Below are 19,903 nucleotides of genomic sequence, written 5' to 3' on the forward strand. Positions count from 1 at the left end.
GCGCTGCCATCGCGGGCAAGCCCGGCTCCCACAGAGACCAGGCTCCTGCACGATGCCGGTTCCTTCAGGATCATCTCTGAGCGGTTCCCCAAATGACCAAACTGCCTACCGCCATCAACCTGCATAAAGCCTCCAAGACCCTGGGCCTTACCTACGGTCCTGACGAGGTGTATCAACTGCCCGCCGAATTCCTTCGCGTGCACTCCCCCTCCGCCGAGGTCCAGGGCCACGGCAAACCGATCCTGCAATTCGGCAAGCTCAATGTCGGTTTGACCAAGATCGAACCCGCCGGCCAATACGCACTGAAATTGACCTTCGACGACGGTCATGACAGCGGATTGTTCACCTGGGACTACCTCTATCAACTTGCCGTGCGTCAGGACGCGCTGTGGGCTGACTATCTTGCCGAACTGAAAGCCGCCGGAAAAACCCGCGACCCGAGCCAGTCGGTCGTACGGCTGATGCTCTAGCTCAGGCCTCTTGCTCATTAGTGGGCATTTTCTAATTCCATCTGCTTGAATGCCCCTCTGTCGTGGCCAACGATTGGCCCGCTTGCGAAAAAAATTAAACTCGGGTAACCAATGGAACTGGCAAGTTCCCTGCATTTGACGATGCGGTATTAACGGTCACCCGAGCAGTAGTACCAGGCTGTGCTGTGTGGCAAGTAGTGGTACACAGCGGTACCCGGTACTCGTCTGTCGGACAATGGAGCGTCGTAGATGAGTAACAAGAACAACGATGACTTGAAACGCCAAGCCTCGGAAAACACCCTGGGGCTGAACCCGATCATCGCGTTACGGAAAAAGGATTTACTGGCATCCGCTCGGATGGTGCTGACCCAGGCCATCAAACAACCGTTGCACAGCGTCAAGCACGTCGCCCATTTTGGCGTCGAATTGAAGAACGTGGTGTTCGGCAAATCACAGCTGACACCCGAGGCCGACGACCGCCGCTTCAACGACCCGGCGTGGACCCAGAACCCGCTCTACAAACGTTACCTGCAAACCTACCTGGCGTGGCGCAAGGAGCTGCACGACTGGATCGGTGACAGCAACCTGTCGGAGCACGACATCAGCCGCGGCCACTTCGTCATCAACCTGATGACCGAAGCCATGGCGCCCACCAACAGCGCGGCCAACCCGGCGGCAGTCAAACGCTTCTTCGAAACCGGCGGCAAGAGCCTGCTGGACGGCCTGTCCCACCTGGCCAAAGACATGGTGCACAACGGCGGCATGCCAAGCCAGGTCAACATGGGCGCCTTTGAAGTGGGCAAGAGCCTGGGCACCACCGAAGGCGCCGTGGTGTTTCGCAACGATGTGCTGGAGCTGATCCAGTACCGGCCGATCACCGAGCAGGTGCACGAACGCCCGCTGCTGGTGGTGCCGCCGCAGATCAACAAGTTCTATGTATTCGACCTGAGCCCGGACAAGAGCCTGGCGCGCTTCTGCCTGCGCAATAACCAGCAGACGTTTATCGTCAGCTGGCGCAACCCGACCAAGGCCCAGCGCGAGTGGGGCTTGTCGACCTATATCGAGGCGCTGAAAGAAGCGGTCGATGTGGTGAGTGCGATCACTGGCAGCAAAGACATCAACATGCTTGGCGCCTGCTCCGGCGGCATCACCTGCACCGCCCTGCTGGGCCACTACGCGGCGCTGGGCGAGAAGAAGGTCAACGCCCTGACCCTGCTGGTGAGCGTGCTGGACACCACCCTGGACACCCAGGTGGCGCTGTTCGTCGACGAGCAGACCCTGGAAGCAGCCAAGCGCCACTCCTACCAGGCCGGTGTGCTCGAAGGCCGCGACATGGCCAAAGTATTTGCCTGGATGCGCCCCAATGACCTGATCTGGAATTACTGGGTCAACAACTACCTGCTGGGCAACGAGCCGCCGGTATTCGACATCCTGTTCTGGAACAACGACACCACCCGCTTGCCGGCCGCGTTCCACGGCGACCTGATCGAGCTGTTCAAGAACAACCCATTGGTGCGCGCCAATGCCCTCGAAGTGTGCGGCACGCCGATCGACCTGAAGCAGGTCACCGCCGATATCTATTCGTTGGCCGGCACCAACGACCACATCACACCGTGGCAGTCCTGCTACAAGTCAGCACAGCTGTTTGGCGGCAAGGTCGAGTTTGTGCTGTCCAGCAGCGGGCATATCCAGAGCATCCTGAACCCGCCGGGCAACCCCAAGTCGCGCTACCAGACCAGCGACACGATGCCGGGCAAGGCACTCGACTGGCAGGAGAACGCTACCAAGCACACCGATTCGTGGTGGCTGCATTGGCAGGCGTGGCAGGCGGAGCGGTCGGGCAAGTTGAAGAAGGCGCCGACGGCGCTGGGTAATAAAGCGTACGCAGCGGCTGAAGCGGCGCCGGGCACATACGTTCACGAAAGGTAGGCTGGAATGGGATCAAATGTGGGAGCTGGCTTGCCTGCGATGGCATCAACTCGGTATGCCTGATACACCGCAGCGTCTGCATCGCAGGCAAGCCAGCTCCCACATTAACCGTGTTCCCGCAGGGAAATAGCGCCATTTTGCAGGGTAAGCCCATGCCGCAACCGTTCATCTTCCGTACCATCGACCTGGATGGCCAAGCCATCCGCACGGCGGTACGCCCGGGCAAGCCTCACTTGACGCCGCTGCTGATTTTCAACGGCATCGGCGCCAACCTTGAGCTGGTGTTTCCGTTCGTCCAGGCCTTGGACCCGGACCTGGAAGTGATTGCCTTTGATGTGCCAGGCGTCGGCGGTTCGTCGACCCCCAGCCGGCCTTATCGCTTTCCCGGCCTGGCCAAACTCACCGCGCGCATGCTCGATTACCTGGACTATGGCCAGGTCAACGCGGTAGGCGTTTCCTGGGGCGGCGCGCTGGCGCAGCAGTTCGCCTATGACTATCCGGAGCGCTGCAAAAAACTGATCCTCGCCGCCACCGCCGCCGGCGCCTTTATGGTGCCGGGCAAACCGAAAGTCTTGTGGTTGATGGCCAGTCCGCGGCGTTATATCCAACCGTCCCATGTGGTGCGCATTGCCCCGATGATCTACGGCGGCTCCTTCCGTCGGGACTCCAAGCTGGCCGCCGAACACGCCAGCAAAGTGCGTTCGGCGGGCAAGTTGGGCTACTACTGGCAACTGTTCGCCGGGCTTGGCTGGACCAGCATCCACTGGCTGCACAAGATCAAGCAACCAACCCTGGTGCTGGCCGGCGATGACGACCCGCTGATCCCGCTGATCAACATGCGCATGCTGGCCTGGCGCATACCCAACGCTCAACTGCACATTATCGACGACGGTCATCTATTCCTGATTACCCGGGCCGAGGCCGTGGCGCCGATCATCATGAAATTTCTCCAGGAGGAACGCCTGAGGGCAGTGATTCACCCGCAACCTGCGCTTTAGACGGCGGCGGTCAGGACGACCGCGCCGCGCAACTTGGCCAGAACCAACTATGGTTCTGAATTGGCGTGCTTGTTGATGGCTTGACGAAGGAGTGTTGGCGCATGCGAGAAAGACCCGTATCGAACCCGGTGCCCACACCCGCCGCGTTCATCAATGCACAAAGCGCGATCACCGGCCTGCGCGGCCGGGATTTGCTCTCGACCCTGCGCAGCGTCGCCGCACACGGCCTGCGCAACCCGGTGCATACCGCCCGCCACGCCCTGAAGTTGGGCGGGCAATTGGGCCGTGTGCTGCTCGGGGAAACGGTGCACGAGCCGAACCCGGCCGACAGCCGTTTCGCCGACCCTACCTGGCAGCTCAACCCGTTTTATCGGCGCAGCCTGCAAGCCTATTTGAGCTGGCAGAAGCAGACCCGTCACTGGATCGACGACAGTAACCTGAGCGCCGACGACCGGGCACGGGCGCACTTTGCCTTTTCCCTGCTCAACGATGCGGTGTCGCCTTCAAACAGCCTGCTCAACCCACTGGCCATCAAGGAACTGCTCAATTCCGGCGGCAACAGCGTGGTGCGTGGCGTCAGCAACCTGTTCGACGACCTGCTGCACAACAATGGCTTGCCGAGGCAGGTCACCAAGCAGGCCTTTGAAGTCGGCAAGACGGTGGCTACCACGCCGGGCTCGGTGGTGTTTCGCAACGAACTGCTGGAGCTGATCCAGTACAAGCCCATGAGTGAAAAACAGTACGCCAAGCCGCTGCTGATCGTGCCGCCGCAAATCAACAAGTACTACATTTTCGACTTGAGCCCGAACAACAGCTTCGTCCAGTTCGCCCTGAAAAATGGCCTGCAGGTGTTTATGGTCAGCTGGCGCAACCCGGATGTACGCCACCGCGAATGGGGCTTGTCCACCTACGTCGCTGCTCTGGAAGAAGCAGTGAACGTGACCCGCGCAATCACCGGCGCCCGCGAGGTCAACCTGATGGGCGCCTGCGCCGGTGGCCTGACCATCGCTGCGCTGCAAGGCCACCTGCAGGCCAAGCGCCAACTGCGTCGCATCTCCAGTGCCAGTTATCTGGTGAGCCTGCTGGACAGCCAGATCGACAGCCCCGCCACCCTGTTCGCCGACGAACAAACTCTGGAAGCCGCCAAGCGCCGCTCCTATCAACAAGGTGTGCTCGATGGACGCGACATGGCCAAGGTGTTCGCCTGGATGCGTCCCAACGACCTGATCTGGAATTACTGGATCAACAACTACCTGCTGGGCAAGGAACCACCGGCCTTCGACATCCTGTACTGGAACAACGACAACACCCGCCTGCCCGCCGCGCTGCATGGCGACTTGCTGGACTTCTTCAAGCACAACCCGCTCAGCCATCCCGGTGGCCTGGAAGTCTGCGGCACACCCATCGACTTGCAGAAGGTCACGGTGGACAGCTTCAGCGTGGGCGGGATCAACGACCACATCACGCCGTGGGACGCGGTGTACCGCTCCACCCAACTGCTGGGCGGCGACAAGCGCTTCATTCTGTCCAATAGCGGGCATATCCAGAGCATCCTCAACCCGCCAAGCAATCCCAAGGCCAACTACGTCGAGAACCTCAAGCTGAGCAGCGACCCGCGCGCGTGGTACTACGACGCCGATCATGTCGAGGGCAGTTGGTGGCCCAATTGGTTGACGTGGATCCAGCAGCGCTCCGGTGTGCAGCGCGAAACCCTGACCGCCCTGGGCAACCAGAATTACCCACCGATGGAAGCGGCGCCGGGCACTTATGTGCGGGTCCGCTGAGCCCAACGAAGACCTTAAGAAGACTGGATGAAGACCCGCGACCGTATCCTTGAATGTGCCTTGCAGTTGTTCAACCACAAGGGCGAGCCGAACGTGTCGACCATGGAGGTGGCGAATGAAATGGGGATCAGTCCCGGCAATCTCTATTACCACTTCCATGGCAAGGAGCCACTGGTGCTCGGGCTGTTCGAGCGCTTCCAGGCCGAATTGGCGCCGTTGCTCGACCCTCCTGACGACGCCCAACTGGCGGCCGAGGATTACTGGCTATTCCTGCACCTGATCGTGGAGCGTATGGCCCACTACCGGTTCCTGTTCCAGGACTTGTCAAACTTGGCGGGGCGTTTGCCGAAACTGGCCAAGGGCATTCGCAACCTGCTGACGGCGCTCAAGCGCACGCTGGCCTCGTTGCTGGCCCGACTCAAGACGGATGGGCAATTGGTCAGTGACACCCAGGCGCTGGGGCAGTTAGTGGAACAGATCACCATGACCCTGCTGTTTTCCCTGGACTACCAACGGATTCTCGACCGTGAGGGTGAGGTGCGGGTGGTGGTGTACCAGATCATGATGCTGGTGGCGCCGCATCTTTTGATGCCGGCGAGGCTGGCGACAGAGAGGTTGGCGCTCAGGTACCTGGACGACGCGGACTAAAAATATGGGAGCGGACTTGCTCGCGAAAGCGGTGGTTCAGTCACACATGTGTTGACTGACACTTCGCTTTCGCGAGCAAGCCCGCTCCCACATTGGATTTTTGTCGTTCTGTAGATTCCATAAAAAACGCCCGACCTTTGCAGGCCGGGCGTTTTTAGGCGTCCCGTAAAAATCAGGACTGACTGGTAGGCGTCGGGGTTGCCGGCGTTGCAGTCGGGGTAGCAGCAGCGTGGGTCGGTGGGGTCACCGAGTTGGTCGCTGGCGCAGGGGTTGCAGGCTTGGCCGCTACCGCTGGCTTTGGCGCTGCTGGCTTTTTGGCTACGGCCGGCTTCTTCGCCGCGGCCGGTTTGGCAGCCGGCTTGGCCGCTACAGGTTTTGCAGCCGCAGGTTTGGCGGCGGGTTTGGCTGCAACCGGCTTGGCTGCTGGTTTCGCAGCGGCTGGTTTGGCAGCAGACTTCGCTGCAGCAGGTTTAGCGGCAGCGGTTTTAGCCGCTGGCTTGGCTGCTGCTTTGGCTGCCGGCTTGGCTGCAGGTTTTGCGGCTGCTTTAGCGGCCACTGGTTTAGCGGCAGGCTTGGCGGCCGGTTTAGCCGCTGCGGTTTTAGCCGCAGGCTTGGCAGCCGGTTTTGCAGCCGCTTTGGCCGACGCCTTGGCGGCTGGCTTGGCTGCTGGTTTGGCGGCGGCCTTGACCAGCGGTTTAGCGGCGGACTTTGCAGCAGGCTTGGCCGCTGCAGTTTTCGCAGCCGGCTTGGCAGCCGGTTTAGCCGCAGCGGTTTTAGCCGCAACTGGCGCAGCTTTAAGGCCGGTGAGTTTTTCGATTTGCTTGGTCAAGGTATCGACCTTGCTGTGCAGCGCTTTCACTTCAGTACGGCTAGGTACGCCGAGTCGCGAAATGGCACTGTTCAGGCGCTTGTCAAAAGCCCCTTCCAGTTCGCCCCACTTATCGCTGATACGTGATTTGGCAGAACCGGCGGAAGCCTTTGCCGCATCGACTTGTTTACCCACTGTGCTCTTGGTCAACTTCTCGGCCTTCTCGCCGTCTTTAACCAAAGTCTCGAAGTATTTACCGCCGTCACTGCTCACCTTCGAGTACACGCCTAAACCGGCCAGCCAGATCTTGCGGGAGTATTTTTCAACTTCCCCGATCCACGAGCTGCCTTCTTTATCAGTAGTCTTTTTACCAGCCATCCCGTTGTCTCCTTAGTGTTTACGCGCGACACGTTCGAGCAATGCCGTCAGCTCATCGAGCTTAGCAGAGAGTGTCTCCACGTCATGTTTAGACGGAATGCCGATCCGATTCAAGGCACTTCCAACACGACTATCAAAAGCACGTTCAACTTTATCCAGTTGCACTTCGACTCGACCTTTGACGCCGAAGACTTCGCTCTTGACTTGATCAATCTGACTGTTGGCAGCATCAAGTTGTTCAATCACAACTTTTTTGCCTTTACTTTCAACATGTTGACCAGTCTTAACGAGCTCTTTGAAGTACTCGGCGCCCTCGCTTCCAACCTTGGCATAAGCCCCCAAACCGGCCAACCAGATCTTGCGGGCATAGGATTTAACGTCAGTCAGGGCGTTAGTTCCGGTAGCAATTTTTTTCTTCAAAATAACTTTGGCCATGGTGCACCTCACGCATAAAGGGGGGAGGAACTGCCCACAGAAGTTGAGGGCTTGGGCACAAAGTAGGCAGAAAAATTAGAATCGGCACCCTAAGAAGGACAAAAATCAGGCCAGGGCTTTATCCAGCGCCTTCTCGATTTCGGACTTGATGGTGCCACTCATGGCGGACATCAACAGGCCCAGTTCGACTTCGATCCGCAGGGAATCTTCAGCCACTTTCACGGTGCCTTTAACGCCCGAACGTTTGAGATTCAGTGTGTCGCCGGCCCACGAAGACTCCAGGCCATATTGATCCTTGAGTTTGCTCGCCAACTTGTCGGCTTTTTCTCGGGCAGCGTCTTTGCCCAGTGTGTGAGCACGTTCAACCTGTATACGGGCCATTTGAATGACTCCTCGTTATAGAGACTTGTCGACCCGCCATGCGGCAAAAGGTCTCGGTGACCACCTATCTTACCTTCAGCCTTGCCAAGACAAAGCATGCCTTGGGGATTAGAATGCCCCCATTCTCTTTTGGTGACAGCGATATGACTGATCAGCGCAAAGGCAGCGATGCCGAACCCACCACTCACTTCGGCTTCAAGAACGTCCCGGAAAGCCAGAAAGCGGAAAAAGTCGCCGAGGTGTTCCACTCGGTAGCCGCCAAGTACGACTTGATGAACGACGTACTGTCCGGCGGCATGCACCGCCTGTGGAAGCGCTTCACCATCGAGTTGTCGGGCGTACGCACCGGCAACCGCGTGCTGGATATCGCCGGTGGCACAGGCGACCTGGCGGCCAAGTTCTCCAAGCTGGTGGGCCCAACCGGCCAAGTGGTACTGGCCGACATCAACGGCTCGATGCTCAAGGTCGGCCGCGACCGCCTGTTGGATAAAGGCGTGGCGGGCAATATCGAATTCGTCCAGGCCGACGCTGAAAAGCTGCCGTTTCCGGACAACCATTTCGACTGCGTCACCATCGCCTTCGGCCTGCGTAACGTGACCCACAAGGAAGACGCGCTGCGCTCCATGTTGCGCGTGCTCAAGCCCGGCGGTCGCCTGCTGGTGCTGGAGTTCTCCAAGCCGACCAACGCGCTGATGTCCAAGGTCTACGACACCTACTCGTTCGCCTTCATGCCGTTGATGGGCAAGCTGATCACCAATGACGCCGAAAGCTACCGCTACCTGGCCGAATCGATCCGCATGCACCCGAACCAGGAAACCCTGAAGTCGATGATGGTAGAAGCCGGTTTCGACCGCGTGACCTACCACAACATGACCTCGGGCATCGTCGCCCTGCACCGCGGCATCAAGCCCTGATGCTGTTCGCAGGCCTTCTCGCCAGCGTTGAACACGGCCTCAACCGTGTACTGCGCCTGGACAGCACCGCCCTGGCACGGCTGGCGCACCTGAACGGCAAGATCATCGCCGTCGACTGCACCAGCCCCGCCTTGCAGCTGTTTATCCTGCCCAGCGATGAAGGCCTGTTGCTGGCGTCCCACTGGGCCGCCGATGCCGACTGCACTCTGCGCGCTTCCGGCTCAAGCCTGCTGCGCCTGGCCCTGAGCCGGGACAAGGCAGCGATCCTCCACGGCCCGGACGTGGAACTTGAAGGCGACAGCGCGGTGCTGATGGACCTGGCCGCCGTGCTGCAAGACCTGGAACTGGACTGGGAGTACGAGCTGTCACGCTGGCTCGGCCCGGTGGCCACCCAATTGATCAGCGGTCACCTGCGCAGCCGCACGCGCTGGTACCAGCAGGGTTTCGCCAGCCTGAACCAGAACCTCGCCGAATACCTGAGCGAAGAATCGCGCACCCTGGTCGGACAACGGGAAGCGGAAGCGCGCTTTCGTGAACTCGACCAGGCCAAACTCGACCTGGAACGACTTGAGGCGCGCTTCGAGCGCCTGAGCCGCTCCCTTGATTCAAGCGATAACGCATGAAGCTGCTCGCCGTCCGCCGTTTGTTTCGTATCCAGCGCGTCGTAATCCGCTACCGCCTCGATGACCTGCTGTTCGCCCTGCCGCTGCCGTGGTTCCTGCTGGCAGTGCGCTATGTCCTGCCGTGGCGCTGGTTCCCGCGCAAAACCCTCGAGCTGAGCCGTGGCGCGCGCCTGCGCCTGGCGTTGCAGGACCTGGGGCCGATCTTCATCAAATTCGGACAGATCCTCTCCACCCGCCGCGACCTGTTGCCCGAAGATATCGCCGACGAGCTGATGCTGTTGCAGGACCGCGTGCCGCCGTTCGACTCGCAACTGGCAGTCACGCTGATTGAAGAGCAACTGGGCAAGAAGATCAGCGAAGTCTTCAGCCGCTTCGATATCGCGCCATTGGCTTCAGCCTCGGTGGCCCAGGTGCATGCCGCGCAACTGAAAAGCGGCGAAGAAGTGGTGGTGAAGGTGATCCGCCCGGGCCTTAAGCCGATCATCGGCCAGGACCTGGCGTGGCTGTTCATCCTCGCCCGCGCCGCCGAGCGCTTCTCTGCCGATGCGCGCCTGCTGCACCCGGTGGACGTGGTGCTGGATTACGAGAAAACCATCTACGACGAACTCGACCTGCTGCGCGAAGCCGCCAACGCCAGCCAGCTCAAGCGCAACTTCGAAGGCTCGCAGCTGCTGTACGTGCCGCAAGTCTATTGGGACTGGTGCCGCCCGAAAGTGCTGGTGATGGAGCGCATCTACGGCGTGCAGGTCACCGACCTCGCGACCCTGGCCGACCAGCGCACCGACATGAAAATGCTTGCCGAGCGCGGCGTGGAGATTTTCTTCACCCAGGTGTTCCGCGACAGCTTCTTCCACGCCGACATGCACCCCGGCAACATCTTCGTCAGCACCGTGAACCCGTGGAGCCCGCAGTACATTGCGATCGACTGCGGCATCGTCGGCAGCCTGACCCCGGAAGACCAGGACTACCTGGCGCGCAACCTGTTTGCCTTCTTCAAGCGTGACTACCGTCGCGTGGCGCAATTGCACATCGATTCGGGCTGGGTACCGGCTGAAACCAAACTCAACGAATTCGAAGCGGCGATCCGCACCGTGTGCGAGCCGATCTTCGAAAAACCGTTAAAAGATATTTCCTTCGGCCAGGTGCTGATGCGCCTGTTCCAGACCGCGCGGCGCTTCAATATGGAAGTGCAGCCGCAGCTGGTACTGCTGCAAAAGACCCTGCTGAACATCGAAGGCCTGGGCCGCCAGCTGTACCCGGACCTGGACCTGTGGAACACCGCCCAGCCGTTCCTCGAGCGCTGGATGCGTGACCGCGTCAGCCCGAAAACCCTGCTGGGCAACCTGCAAAGCCAGGTCGAGCAACTGCCGCACCTGGCCAACATGACGCGCGACCTGCTGGAGCGCATGTCCCAGCCCCACGCCCAGGACCCGGCACCGCCGTGGCACAAGCGTAAAGACGACTGGTTCCTGCGCCTGTTGGGCGCCGCGCACCTGGTGGGCGGTACGATACTGGCCGCCGGCGGGCCGCTGAACGAACTGGGCCACTGGCCGGCTGGCATCATGGTCGCCGTGGGCGTGTATCTGATCGTGCGTCGATAGCCAATCCGGTTATACACTGTCGCAAATTGCCGGAGCCGAAAATGAAAGACTGGCTGGACGAGATCAAGTGGGACAGTGACGGCCTGGTGCCGGCCATTGCCCAGGACTACAAGACCGGGCGCGTGCTGATGATGGCCTGGATGAACCGCGAGGCCCTGAGCCTGACCGCCGCCGAGAACCGCGCCATCTACTGGTCACGTTCCCGTGGCAAACTGTGGCGCAAGGGCGAAGAGTCCGGGCACGTGCAAACCCTGCATGAGATGCGCATCGACTGCGATGCCGATGTGGTGATCCTCAAGGTCGAACAGATCGGCGATATCGCCTGTCATACCGGCCGTCACAGCTGCTTCTACCGCGTGTTCGAGAACGGCGAGTGGAAGACCGTCGAGCCCGTGCTCAAAGACCCGCACGCTATTTACTCGGCAGGACACTGAACATGACCGATACCCTGAACCGCCTGGCCCAGGTGCTGGAAGACCGCAAGGGCGCGGCCGCCGACAGCTCTTATGTCGCCAGCCTGTACCACAAGGGTCTGAACAAGATTCTGGAGAAACTCGGCGAAGAATCCGTCGAGACGATTATTGCTGCCAAGGACGCGCAAATCAGCGGCGACTGCAGCGACGTGATCTACGAAACTGCCGACTTGTGGTTCCACAGCCTGGTCATGCTCGCCCAACTGGGGCAGCATCCACAGGCAGTGCTTGATGAACTGGACCGTCGCTTCGGCTTGTCCGGGCATGCCGAAAAGGCCTCGCGCCCGTCCGCCTGACCAACTTTTACAGAGGAATTGCAGCATGGGCATTTTTGACTGGAAACACTGGATCGTCATTCTGGTAGTGGTTGTCCTGGTATTCGGCACCAAGAAGCTGAAAAACCTCGGCACCGACGTCGGTGAATCGATCAAGGGCTTTCGCAAGGCCATGAACGACGACGAGAAACCTGCCGACCCGGTCGTCAACCCGGTGCCACCGGCTCAGCCTGTGCACCCGCAGGCCACTCAGCCGATCACTGAACGTCGCACCTTCGACGTGCAGGCCGAGCACGTCAAAGAGCAGAACCAAAAAGACTCGTGAGTACTGAATAATGTTTGGTATCAGCTTCTCTGAACTGCTGCTCGTCGGCCTCGTGGCCCTGCTGGTACTGGGGCCGGAACGCCTGCCCGGTGCCGCGCGCACAGCCGGCCTGTGGATCGGGCGCCTGAAACGCAGTTTCAACGCCATCAAACAGGAAGTTGAACGGGAAATAGGCGCCGACGAGATTCGCCGGCAACTGCACAACGAGCACATTCTGTCGTTGGAGCAGGAGGCACGGAAGATTCTCTCGCCTGTGCAGGAAACCCCCAAGCCGGTTGAGCCTGTGGCCGAGCACTCGATTGCACCGCCCGCTGCACCTGCACCTGCACCGGTCGCTGAACCCGTGCATGCCGCCGCGCCAGCAACCCCGACCGAACCCGCGCCGACGCCTGCCGTGTCGCCCGCGCCCCACGACCCTACATTGCCGCCGCGAGCCCCATGAGCGCTGATAAACCGGAAACCGACCAGCACATGCCACTGGTCTCGCACCTCACCGAGTTGCGTACCCGCCTGCTGCGCTGTGTCGCGGCGATCTTCATCATCTTTGCCGGGTTGTTTGCCTTCACCCAGCAGATCTACACCTTCGTCTCCACGCCGCTGCGCAATTACTTGCCGGCCGGCGCGACGATGATCGCCACCGATGTGTCGTCGCCGTTCCTCACGCCGTTGAAGCTGACGATGATGGTCTCGCTGTTCCTGGCGATCCCGGTGATCCTGCATCAGATCTGGGGCTTTATCGCGCCGGGCCTGTACAAGCATGAAAAACGCATCGCCGTGCCGCTGCTGGTGTCGAGCATTCTGCTGTTCTACACCGGGATGGCCTTCGCCTACTTCCTGGTGTTCCCGCTGATCTTCAAGTTCTTCGCCGCCGCTACACCGGCCGGTGTGGAGATGATGACCGACATCACCAGTTACCTCGACTTCGTGATGACGCTGTTCTTCGCCTTTGGCGTGGCCTTCGAAATCCCGGTGGCCGTGGTGCTGCTGGTGTGGATCGGCGTAGTCGACGTCAAATACCTGAAGAAGATCCGCCCGTACGTGATCATCGGCTGCTTCGTGGTCGGCATGATCCTGACCCCGCCGGACATCTTCTCCCAGACCCTGCTGGCCGTACCCATGTGGATGCTGTTCGAGATCGGCATTCTGTTCGGCAGCCTGGTGAGCAAGCGTGGTGATCACCCGGATGACCAACCCGCCGACGACGACCAGCCGCCAGCGACCCAGCCGTGAACCTGCTGCTGCTTGAGGAGGCCGACTTTATCGCGGCCGACCGGGTGGTGCTGCGTGATCGGCGCCTGGTGCATATGCAGGAAGTCCACCGTGCCGCCGTAGGCGACAGCCTGCGGGTCGGGCGCATTGGCGGGTTGATGGGCAATGCGCAGTTGCTGCGCCTGGAAGCCCGGGAAGCCGAACTGGAAGTCACCTTCGACCAGCCGCCCCCGGCCAAACTGCCCCTGACCCTGCTGCTGGCCCTGCCCCGTCCGAAAATGCTCCGCCGGGTGCTGCAAACCGTCGCGTCCATGGGCGTGCCGCGGGTGATACTGGTCAACAGCTACCGGGTGGAAAAGAGCTTCTGGCAAACGCCGTTCCTGGAGCCGGAGGCGATTCGCGAGCAATTGATCCTCGGCTTGGAACAGGCCCGGGACACGGTGCTGCCCGAGATCGTGATCGAAAAGCGCTTCAAGCCATTCGTCGAAGACCGCCTGCCCGCCATGGCGCAAGGCACCCTTGGCCTGATTGGTCACCCTGGCGACTATCCGCCCTGCCCTCGCGGGCTGGATGAGCCGGTCACCCTGGCCATCGGTCCGGAAGGCGGCTGGATTCCCTACGAGGTGGATCTGCTGACCAAGGCCGGATTGCAGACGGTGCAGCTGGGGGCTCGGATCCTGAGGGTCGAAACCGCCGTCACCGCATTGCTCGCCCGCCTTTTCTAACACCGCCCTCTCCTGTAGGAGCGAGCTTGCTCGCGAAAAACTCAAGGACACCGCGCTCACTCAGAATGCCCGCGTTATCGTTGACGACCTTCGCGAGCAAGCTCGCTCCTACAGAAACATCCGAATCTGCCGATACGCTCTGAATAAGTCCAAGCCTTGTTCCAGGGGAGTTCGCAGCATGTATCGTTGGTTAGCCGAGAAACTGGGGAATGTCAGCGTCAACCGCAAGCTGAGCATAGGCTTCGGCCTGGTATTGGTCCTGACCCTATTGATCACCTTCACCGGCTGGACCGGCCTCAGCGGCGTGATCAGCCGTGGCGACAAGCTGGGCTATATTTCCAGCCTCAACGGGCTGACCAAGGACCTGCGCCTGGCGCGCCTGGACTTCGAAATGCGCCGTGGCGAACAAGGCACGGGGGCGGTCAACGACCTCATCACGCAACTGGACAATGGCCTGAAAACCGCCGCAGAGCTGATCGAACAACCCGCCGACAAGCTCGTCGTGGAACAACAACAGGACGCCTTGGGCCAATACAAAAAAGCCTTCGGCGCCATGGTGCAGGCCGGCCTCAAGCGTGAAGGCGCCCGCAGCAAACTCGGCGATACCGCCGACAACGCCGTGGCAAAAATCAACGAAGTGGAAAAATCCCTGCTGCAAGGCGACAGCGTCACCCTGTTCAACAGCGTGGTCGACCTGAGCAAACTGATCCAGCAAGCGCGCTTCCAGGTGCGCGGCTACACCTACAGCGGCAAGGTCGAAGCCGAACAGCCGGCCCTGGATGCCATCGACAATGCCCTGAAAAAAATCACCGACCTCAACGACCAATTGCCTGAGCAATATCGGGCCAACCTGCAAGAGGCCAGTGTCTCGCTGCAGGCCTACCGCGCCGCCGTCAGCCAGTACCGCGACTCCCAGGTAGCCACGGCCGCCGCGATGAAAATCATGGCCGAGCAAGGCGACATCCTGCTCGACCACAGCGACAAGCTCACCACCTCGCAAACCGTGGTGCGCGATACCGACACCGCCCACGCCAAGAACCTGCTGCTGTTGGCCACCGCCCTCGCGCTGGCCTTCGGCATCCTCGCCGCCTGGGCCATCACCCGCCAGATCGTCATTCCCCTGAGTCAGACCCTCAAAGTGGCCGAACGCGTAGCGGCGGGCGACCTCAGCCACAACTTGATCTCCGAACGCCGCGATGAGCTGGGCCAACTGCAACGCTCCATGCAGAGCATGACCGTAGGCCTGCGGGAGCTGATCGGCGGTATCAGCGACGGCGTCACCCAGATTGCCAGCGCCGCCGAGCAACTGTCGGCCGTCACCGAGCAGACCAGTGCCGGGGTCAACAGCCAGAAGGTCGAGACCGACCAGGTCGCCACCGCCATGAACGAAATGGCCGCTACCGTACAAGAAGTCGCACGTAACGCCGAGGAGGCTTCCGAGGCCGCCGTAGCCGCCGACCAGCAGGCCCGTGAGGGTGACAAAGTGGTCGGTGAGGCCATCGCCCAGATCGAGCGCCTGGCCAGCGAGGTGGGCAACTCCACCGAAGCCATGGGCCATCTCAAGCGCGAAAGCGACAAGATTGGCAGTGTGCTGGACGTCATTAAGTCGGTAGCCCAGCAAACCAACCTGCTGGCCCTCAACGCTGCGATTGAAGCGGCGCGCGCCGGTGAAGCCGGGCGCGGTTTTGCGGTGGTTGCCGATGAAGTGCGCAGCCTGGCCCAACGGACGCAGAAGTCCACCGAGGAGATCGAAGAGTTGATCGTCGGCCTGCAAAGCGGCACCCAGCAGGTGGCAACCATCATGGACAACAGTCGCGGCCTGACTGACAGCAGCGTCGAGCTGACCCGCCGGGCCGGTAACGCCTTGGAGAACATCACCCGTACCGTCTCGGCGATCCAGGCGATGAACCAGCAGATCGCCACCGCCGCCGAGCAGCAAAGCGCCGTGGCCGAAGAGATCAACCGCAGCGTGCTCAACGTGCGGGACGTTTCCGAACAAACCTCGGCGGCCAGCGAAGAAACCGCGGCTTCCAGTGCCGAACTGGCGCGCCTGGGGGTTTACCTGCAAAGCCTGGTAGGTCGCTTCAAGGTCTGACCCGCTTGCGGCGGCCATCAGGGCCGCCGCTCCGACAATATGTGAAATTTCCTACGCGTTTTTCAGGTCGTGGATCACACACCTGGCGCCGAATAAAAGTAGCGTTTCAACTCCCCTGACCGTTGTCGGCCGGACGCTTGAGACGCTCCTTTTGATTCGTTGGAGGTTCACCATGTTTCGTCCACTGACCCGCCTGCTTGGAAACATCAGCATCAGCCTCAAACTTGCCCTGGGCTTTGGCCTGGTGCTCAGCCTCAGCTTGATCATTGCGTCTACCGGCTGGCAAGCCTTGAGCGCATCCCTCGAGCGCTCACAAAAACTCACCACCCTCTCGCAATTGGCCATCGTCGGCGAAGAGTTGCGCGCTGATCGCATCGTCTATCGCACCCTTAACGATCCCGCGAGCCTGTCCAAAATAGAGCTGCACATGGACAAGATCGACCAGTTCCTGGTGGATCTTTCCCCACGATTTAACGACCCGGTCAACCAACAACAACTGCAGGAGAGCCGTCGCTTTGTCACCAGCTTCAAGACCGCATTAGGCGGCCTGGAGGGGCTGATCAAGCAACGTGAAAACGCCCGTGAACAGCTCAAGCGCAGTTCAATCCAGAGCAGCGACAGCCTCTCAGAACTGTCCAGCAACCTGCCCAATCAAGACGATGAAAAGGCCCTCGACGCCGTTGAACAATTGCGCCAAGCCATGGAACAAGCCGAAGATCGCGCCCAAAGCCCCGCGTGGGCCGCTGCGTCATTGGACGCCTATACCAACGGCGTGAGTGAAGCGCTACTGGCCCTGGATGGCGCCCAGGCGGCGGTAGGCGCGCTACCGGTTGATGCCAGCGCCCTGAAAAACGCCCTGCTCGACTTTCGGACTCATCTGACACGCCTCAAGGATGCCCAACTCAGCACCGAAACCACCCAGAACCAGCTTGAGCAGTGGCTGGATCAGTTGCTCACGGAAAGCGACCTGCTAAGCCAGGACCAGACCGCCAAGCGTGACAAGGAAGCCAGCCTCGCCCGCACCCTGCTGCTCAACGTCACCGCGGCGGCGTTGTTGCTCGGCGTCGTGGCCGCCTGGTTGATCGCCGTCCAGATCGTCGCGCCGCTGCGCCAGGCCCTGCATGTGGCCAACCGGATTGCCGAAGGTGACCTGAGCCACGACATCCAGACCTCGCGCCAGGACGAACTGGGGCAGTTGCAGCGCAGCATCGGGCTAATGACCCTCAACCTGCGGGGCTTGATCAGCGGCATCGGCCACAGCGCCCAACAGATCGCGAGTGCCGCCGAACAACTGTCTGCCGTCACCGAACAGACCCGCGCCGGGGTCGACGGCCAGAAACAGGAAACCGAACAGGTGGCCACCGCCATGAATGAGATGCTCGCCACCTCCCAGGAAGTTGCGCGCCATGCCGAGCAAGCTTCGCTTGCCGCTACCGAGGCCGATCAGCAGGCGGGCCAGGGCGATCAGGTGGTGGCTGAGGCGATCACCCACATCGAGCACCTGGCTCAGGAGATGGCGCGTTCAAGCCAGGCCATGCAAGGCTTGCAACAGGAAAGCCGGAAGATCGGCAGCGTGCTGGAGGTGATCAAGTCGGTGTCGGAGCAGACCAATTTGCTGGCCCTCAACGCCGCGATCGAAGCGGCCCGCGCCGGCGAGGCTGGCAGAGGCTTTGCCGTGGTCGCCGATGAAGTGCGCAGCCTGGCGCAACGCACCCAACAGTCGGCCGAGGAAATCGAGGAGCTGATCAGCGGCCTGCACCGGGGTACGCAGCAGGTCGCGGACATCATGGACAACAGTCGCAGCCTCACCGACAACAGCGTGCAACTGACCCGGCGCGCAGGAGAAGCCCTGGCGGGTATCACCCGTACCGTGTCAGTGATTCAGGAGATGAACCCGCAAATTGCCGCTGCCGCCGAGGAGCAAACGGCGGTCGCCGAGGAGATCAACCGCAGCGTGTTGAAGGTCAAGGATGTATCGGAACAGACCTGGGCCGCGAGCCAGGAGACTGCGGCGGCCAGTGTCGAACTGGCGCGCCTGGGGGCGGATTTGCAGGTGTGGGTGGGCAAGTTCAAGGTCTAGCGTTCAGAGAACCTGACGCAGAAAGGCTTGAGCCCGGGGGTCCTTCGGCGCATCAAAGAATTGCGCCGGGGCGGCGTCCTCCAGCAATTTGCCGTGATCGAAAAACAGCACTCGATCGGCCACTTCCCGGGCGAAGCCCATTTCATGGGTGACGCAGACCATGGTCATGCCTTCCAGGGCCAGGGTCTTCATCACGTCCAGCACTTCGCCGACCATTTCCGGGTCCAGCGCCGAGGTGGGCTCGTCAAACAGCATCACCTTGGGCTCCATCGCCAGCGCGCGGGCAATCGCCACGCGTTGCTGCTGGCCGCCAGAAAGTCGCGACGGGAACTCGTGGGCTTTCTGAGCAATGCCGACTTTTTCCAGAAGGGCCAGGGCCTTGGCCTCGCGCTCCTTTTTGCCGCGCTTGCGCACGACTTTTTGCGCCAGGCAGAGGTTTTCCAGCACGGTCATGTGAGGGAACAGGTTGAAGTGCTGGAACACCATGCCGACTTCGCGGCGGTAGGCGTTCACGTCGGTCTTCGGGTCTGCCAGTTGCAGGCCGTCGATGCTTACCGAACCGGAATCGAATTCCTCCAGGCCGTTAAGGCAACGCAGGAACGTCGACTTGCCCGAACCGGACGGGCCGATCACCACCAGTACTTCACCCTTGGCCACTTGGGTGGTCACGTTGTCCACCGCGCGCACGACGTGGCCACGGGTGTCGAAGACTTTTACCAGATCGCGGACTTCAATCACTTTGCGCGAGCCTCCGCTCAAGCCGGCTGGCGATTTTCGACAGCGGCAGGTTGATCAGCAGGTACAGGCCTGCGACGCAGAACAGGATTTCAAACGGCGAGAACGAGGTGGTGATGACCTCGCGGCCGCTTTTGAGCAGTTCGGTAATCGCAATCACCGACACCAGGGACGTGTCCTTCACCAGGCTGATAAATTGCCCGGCCAGGGGTGGCAGCACGCGCTTGAAGGCTTGCGGCAACACTACATGGCGCATCGATTGGCCAGCACTGAGCCCCAGGGAACGTGCCGCTTCATTCTGGCCACGGGCAATCGACTGCACGCCGGCGCGGATGATTTCCGCCACATAGGCGCCGGTAAACAGCGACAGCGCGGCGATCCCTGCGAACTCCCGGGACAGGTTGAGTACCGTGCCGATAAAGAAATAGAAAATGAAGATCTGCACCAACAGCGGCGTGCCGCGCACCAGTTCGACGTAGATCGTCGACAGATCGCGCAAAGTCGGGTTGTTCGACAGGCGACACAATCCGGTCGCCAGGCCAATCAACAGCCCCAGCACCCCAGACACCACCGACAACCACAGCGTGGTCCACAAGCCCCACAGCAGAGGGCCTGCAGCCCAATGCCGGGTGACACCGATCACATCGCCCTCGGCCACGTCATCGTCCTTGGCCACTTGCAGGCTGTTCTCCGCCACGGTCAGGTGCTGTTCGTTGCCCTCGCCATTACGCAGGGTGACTTCAGCCACATCGCCCTTGCGCACCAGCTCGCTGACGGTGGAAATGTCCGACGCCCGCTGGGACTCTTCGGCCTGGTACACGAAGTACTGCGGCACGCGGTTCCAGCGCCATTCGTAGGACATCAGCGAGGTGGCGTAATACAGCGCGCCGGCCAGGCCGACCAGCACCAGCACCGTCAGCAGGTGCCAGGGCCATTGGGCTTTTTTCTGTTTCATTTCAGGTTCCGGGATGTGTATCGCCTGGCAGGCCCTCATCGCGGGCAAGCCCGGCTCCCACA

21 protein-coding genes and 1 pseudogene are annotated in these 19,903 nt (G+C 61.0%); 17 read left to right on the forward strand and 5 right to left on the reverse strand.

Going from position 1 to position 19,903, the window contains the following annotated elements; genetic code table 11:
* Window positions 1–92 precede the first annotated feature (92 nt).
* From JFU58_RS30825 to JFU58_RS30845, 5 genes are all read left to right on the forward strand, one after another.
* Window positions 93–470 carry a gamma-butyrobetaine hydroxylase-like domain-containing protein gene (locus JFU58_RS30825; protein WP_017478232.1) on the forward strand — a complete coding sequence of 126 codons (378 nt, stop codon included), beginning with the start codon at window positions 93–95 and terminating at the stop codon, window positions 468–470.
* Between the two features lie 249 nt (window positions 471–719).
* Window positions 720–2,399: a class II poly(R)-hydroxyalkanoic acid synthase gene (gene phaC / locus JFU58_RS30830; RefSeq protein ID WP_017478231.1), complete on the forward strand. Its 1,680-nt coding sequence runs from the start codon at window positions 720–722 to the stop codon at window positions 2,397–2,399.
* Window positions 2,400–2,551: 152 nt separating this feature from the next.
* Window positions 2,552–3,397 carry a poly(3-hydroxyalkanoate) depolymerase gene (phaZ, locus tag JFU58_RS30835; RefSeq protein ID WP_003209316.1) on the forward strand — a complete coding sequence of 282 codons (846 nt, stop codon included), beginning with the start codon at window positions 2,552–2,554 and terminating at the stop codon, window positions 3,395–3,397.
* 101 nt (window positions 3,398–3,498) lie between these two features.
* Window positions 3,499–5,181 carry a class II poly(R)-hydroxyalkanoic acid synthase gene (gene phaC / locus JFU58_RS30840; protein ID WP_201143035.1) on the forward strand — a complete coding sequence of 561 codons (1,683 nt, stop codon included), beginning with the start codon at window positions 3,499–3,501 and terminating at the stop codon, window positions 5,179–5,181.
* A 27-nt stretch (window positions 5,182–5,208) separates the two neighbouring features.
* The gene (locus JFU58_RS30845; protein WP_063033474.1) at window positions 5,209–5,829 is read left to right on the forward strand and encodes a TetR/AcrR family transcriptional regulator; all 621 of its coding nucleotides are present in this window, start codon (window positions 5,209–5,211) and stop codon (window positions 5,827–5,829) included.
* A gap of 172 nt (window positions 5,830–6,001) precedes the next feature.
* Here the strand turns inward: JFU58_RS30845 and JFU58_RS30850 are convergent, their stop codons facing one another.
* The 3 genes from JFU58_RS30850 to JFU58_RS30860 form a co-directional block, all read right to left on the reverse strand.
* Window positions 6,002–7,015 carry a phasin family protein gene (locus JFU58_RS30850; protein WP_093202626.1) on the reverse strand — a complete coding sequence of 338 codons (1,014 nt, stop codon included), beginning with the start codon at window positions 7,013–7,015 and terminating at the stop codon, window positions 6,002–6,004.
* Between the two features lie 12 nt (window positions 7,016–7,027).
* Window positions 7,028–7,450, reverse strand: a complete 423-nt coding sequence (locus JFU58_RS30855) for a phasin family protein (RefSeq protein ID WP_017478218.1) — start codon at window positions 7,448–7,450, stop codon at window positions 7,028–7,030.
* Window positions 7,451–7,555: 105 nt separating this feature from the next.
* Complete coding sequence (locus JFU58_RS30860; protein WP_017478217.1) at window positions 7,556–7,831, reverse strand: polyhydroxyalkanoic acid system family protein; 276 nt, start codon at window positions 7,829–7,831, stop codon at window positions 7,556–7,558.
* Between the two features lie 143 nt (window positions 7,832–7,974).
* Here JFU58_RS30860 and ubiE point away from each other — a divergent pair, with 143 nt between their 5' ends.
* The 12 genes and pseudogenes from ubiE to JFU58_RS30915 all read left to right on the forward strand — a co-directional run bounded on the left by ubiE (window position 7,975) and on the right by JFU58_RS30915 (window position 18,151).
* A complete protein-coding gene (ubiE, locus tag JFU58_RS30865) occupies window positions 7,975–8,745 on the forward strand; it encodes a bifunctional demethylmenaquinone methyltransferase/2-methoxy-6-polyprenyl-1,4-benzoquinol methylase UbiE (RefSeq protein ID WP_003209306.1) in 771 nt (256 codons plus the stop codon).
* The gene (locus JFU58_RS30870) at window positions 8,745–9,368 is read left to right on the forward strand and encodes a ubiquinone biosynthesis accessory factor UbiJ (protein WP_201143036.1); all 624 of its coding nucleotides are present in this window, start codon (window positions 8,745–8,747) and stop codon (window positions 9,366–9,368) included. Before ubiE ends, JFU58_RS30870 begins: the two co-directional genes overlap by 1 nt.
* Window positions 9,365–10,969: a ubiquinone biosynthesis regulatory protein kinase UbiB gene (gene ubiB, locus JFU58_RS30875; RefSeq protein WP_017478215.1), complete on the forward strand. Its 1,605-nt coding sequence runs from the start codon at window positions 9,365–9,367 to the stop codon at window positions 10,967–10,969. The genes JFU58_RS30870 and ubiB overlap by 4 nt, the downstream gene beginning before the upstream one ends.
* A gap of 41 nt (window positions 10,970–11,010) precedes the next feature.
* Window positions 11,011–11,403 (forward strand): phosphoribosyl-AMP cyclohydrolase, encoded by a 393-nt coding sequence (hisI, locus tag JFU58_RS30880; protein ID WP_010169173.1) that lies wholly within the window; start codon window positions 11,011–11,013, stop codon window positions 11,401–11,403.
* Window positions 11,404–11,405: 2 nt separating this feature from the next.
* Window positions 11,406–11,738, forward strand: a complete 333-nt coding sequence (locus JFU58_RS30885) for a phosphoribosyl-ATP diphosphatase (RefSeq protein WP_017478214.1) — start codon at window positions 11,406–11,408, stop codon at window positions 11,736–11,738.
* 25 nt (window positions 11,739–11,763) lie between these two features.
* Entirely contained in the window at window positions 11,764–12,042 is a 279-nt protein-coding gene (locus JFU58_RS30890) for a twin-arginine translocase TatA/TatE family subunit (RefSeq protein ID WP_017478213.1), read from the forward strand.
* A 10-nt stretch (window positions 12,043–12,052) separates the two neighbouring features.
* On the forward strand, window positions 12,053–12,484 hold the full coding sequence (tatB, locus tag JFU58_RS30895) for a Sec-independent protein translocase protein TatB (RefSeq protein WP_201143037.1): 432 nt from the start codon (window positions 12,053–12,055) through the stop codon (window positions 12,482–12,484).
* Window positions 12,481–13,272, forward strand: coding sequence for a twin-arginine translocase subunit TatC (gene tatC, locus JFU58_RS30900; protein WP_003209295.1), 792 nt, complete (start codon window positions 12,481–12,483; stop codon window positions 13,270–13,272). The genes tatB and tatC overlap by 4 nt, the downstream gene beginning before the upstream one ends.
* A complete protein-coding gene (locus JFU58_RS30905; protein WP_201143038.1) occupies window positions 13,269–13,976 on the forward strand; it encodes a 16S rRNA (uracil(1498)-N(3))-methyltransferase in 708 nt (235 codons plus the stop codon). Before tatC ends, JFU58_RS30905 begins: the two co-directional genes overlap by 4 nt.
* A gap of 178 nt (window positions 13,977–14,154) precedes the next feature.
* A pseudogene (locus tag JFU58_RS32740) lies at window positions 14,155–15,213 on the forward strand (methyl-accepting chemotaxis protein); the annotation flags it as partial.
* A gap of 144 nt (window positions 15,214–15,357) precedes the next feature.
* Entirely contained in the window at window positions 15,358–16,071 is a 714-nt protein-coding gene (locus tag JFU58_RS32745) for a methyl-accepting chemotaxis protein (protein WP_371132926.1), read from the forward strand.
* Window positions 16,072–16,243: 172 nt separating this feature from the next.
* Window positions 16,244–18,151 (forward strand): methyl-accepting chemotaxis protein, encoded by a 1,908-nt coding sequence (locus JFU58_RS30915; protein WP_201143039.1) that lies wholly within the window; start codon window positions 16,244–16,246, stop codon window positions 18,149–18,151.
* Between the two features lie 3 nt (window positions 18,152–18,154).
* Here the strand turns inward: JFU58_RS30915 and JFU58_RS30920 are convergent, their stop codons facing one another.
* The gene (locus JFU58_RS30920; protein ID WP_063033481.1) at window positions 18,155–18,889 is read right to left on the reverse strand and encodes an amino acid ABC transporter ATP-binding protein; all 735 of its coding nucleotides are present in this window, start codon (window positions 18,887–18,889) and stop codon (window positions 18,155–18,157) included.
* On the reverse strand, window positions 18,882–19,841 hold the full coding sequence (locus JFU58_RS30925; protein ID WP_093202652.1) for an amino acid ABC transporter permease: 960 nt from the start codon (window positions 19,839–19,841) through the stop codon (window positions 18,882–18,884). Before JFU58_RS30925 ends, JFU58_RS30920 begins: the two co-directional genes overlap by 8 nt.
* Window positions 19,842–19,903 lie beyond the last annotated feature (62 nt).

This window comes from Pseudomonas sp. TH34 (assembly GCF_016650865.1).
Taxonomy (GTDB): Bacteria; Pseudomonadota; Gammaproteobacteria; order Pseudomonadales; family Pseudomonadaceae; genus Aquipseudomonas; species Aquipseudomonas yamanorum.

What these genes read in the sequence shown, in the direction of transcription:
- hisI (WP_010169173.1), top strand. Translation starts at nt 11,011, where the DNA reads ATGAAAGACTGGCTGGACGAGATCAAGTGGGACAGTGACGGCCTGGTG.
- phaZ (WP_003209316.1), top strand. Translation starts at nt 2,552, where the DNA reads ATGCCGCAACCGTTCATCTTCCGTACCATCGACCTGGATGGCCAAGCC.
- JFU58_RS30925 (WP_093202652.1), bottom strand. Translation starts at nt 19,841, where the DNA reads ATGAAACAGAAAAAAGCCCAATGGCCCTGGCACCTGCTGACGGTGCTG.
- phaC (WP_201143035.1), top strand. Translation starts at nt 3,499, where the DNA reads ATGCGAGAAAGACCCGTATCGAACCCGGTGCCCACACCCGCCGCGTTC.
- phaC (WP_017478231.1), top strand. Translation starts at nt 720, where the DNA reads ATGAGTAACAAGAACAACGATGACTTGAAACGCCAAGCCTCGGAAAAC.
- JFU58_RS30850 (WP_093202626.1), bottom strand. Translation starts at nt 7,015, where the DNA reads ATGGCTGGTAAAAAGACTACTGATAAAGAAGGCAGCTCGTGGATCGGG.
- JFU58_RS30885 (WP_017478214.1), top strand. Translation starts at nt 11,406, where the DNA reads ATGACCGATACCCTGAACCGCCTGGCCCAGGTGCTGGAAGACCGCAAG.
- ubiE (WP_003209306.1), top strand. Translation starts at nt 7,975, where the DNA reads ATGACTGATCAGCGCAAAGGCAGCGATGCCGAACCCACCACTCACTTC.
- JFU58_RS30825 (WP_017478232.1), top strand. Translation starts at nt 93, where the DNA reads ATGACCAAACTGCCTACCGCCATCAACCTGCATAAAGCCTCCAAGACC.
- tatC (WP_003209295.1), top strand. Translation starts at nt 12,481, where the DNA reads ATGAGCGCTGATAAACCGGAAACCGACCAGCACATGCCACTGGTCTCG.
- JFU58_RS30855 (WP_017478218.1), bottom strand. Translation starts at nt 7,450, where the DNA reads ATGGCCAAAGTTATTTTGAAGAAAAAAATTGCTACCGGAACTAACGCC.
- JFU58_RS32745 (WP_371132926.1), top strand. Translation starts at nt 15,358, where the DNA reads ATGAACGAAATGGCCGCTACCGTACAAGAAGTCGCACGTAACGCCGAG.
- JFU58_RS30860 (WP_017478217.1), bottom strand. Translation starts at nt 7,831, where the DNA reads ATGGCCCGTATACAGGTTGAACGTGCTCACACACTGGGCAAAGACGCT.
- tatB (WP_201143037.1), top strand. Translation starts at nt 12,053, where the DNA reads ATGTTTGGTATCAGCTTCTCTGAACTGCTGCTCGTCGGCCTCGTGGCC.
- JFU58_RS30870 (WP_201143036.1), top strand. Translation starts at nt 8,745, where the DNA reads ATGCTGTTCGCAGGCCTTCTCGCCAGCGTTGAACACGGCCTCAACCGT.
- JFU58_RS30845 (WP_063033474.1), top strand. Translation starts at nt 5,209, where the DNA reads ATGAAGACCCGCGACCGTATCCTTGAATGTGCCTTGCAGTTGTTCAAC.
- ubiB (WP_017478215.1), top strand. Translation starts at nt 9,365, where the DNA reads ATGAAGCTGCTCGCCGTCCGCCGTTTGTTTCGTATCCAGCGCGTCGTA.
- JFU58_RS30890 (WP_017478213.1), top strand. Translation starts at nt 11,764, where the DNA reads ATGGGCATTTTTGACTGGAAACACTGGATCGTCATTCTGGTAGTGGTT.
- JFU58_RS30915 (WP_201143039.1), top strand. Translation starts at nt 16,244, where the DNA reads ATGTTTCGTCCACTGACCCGCCTGCTTGGAAACATCAGCATCAGCCTC.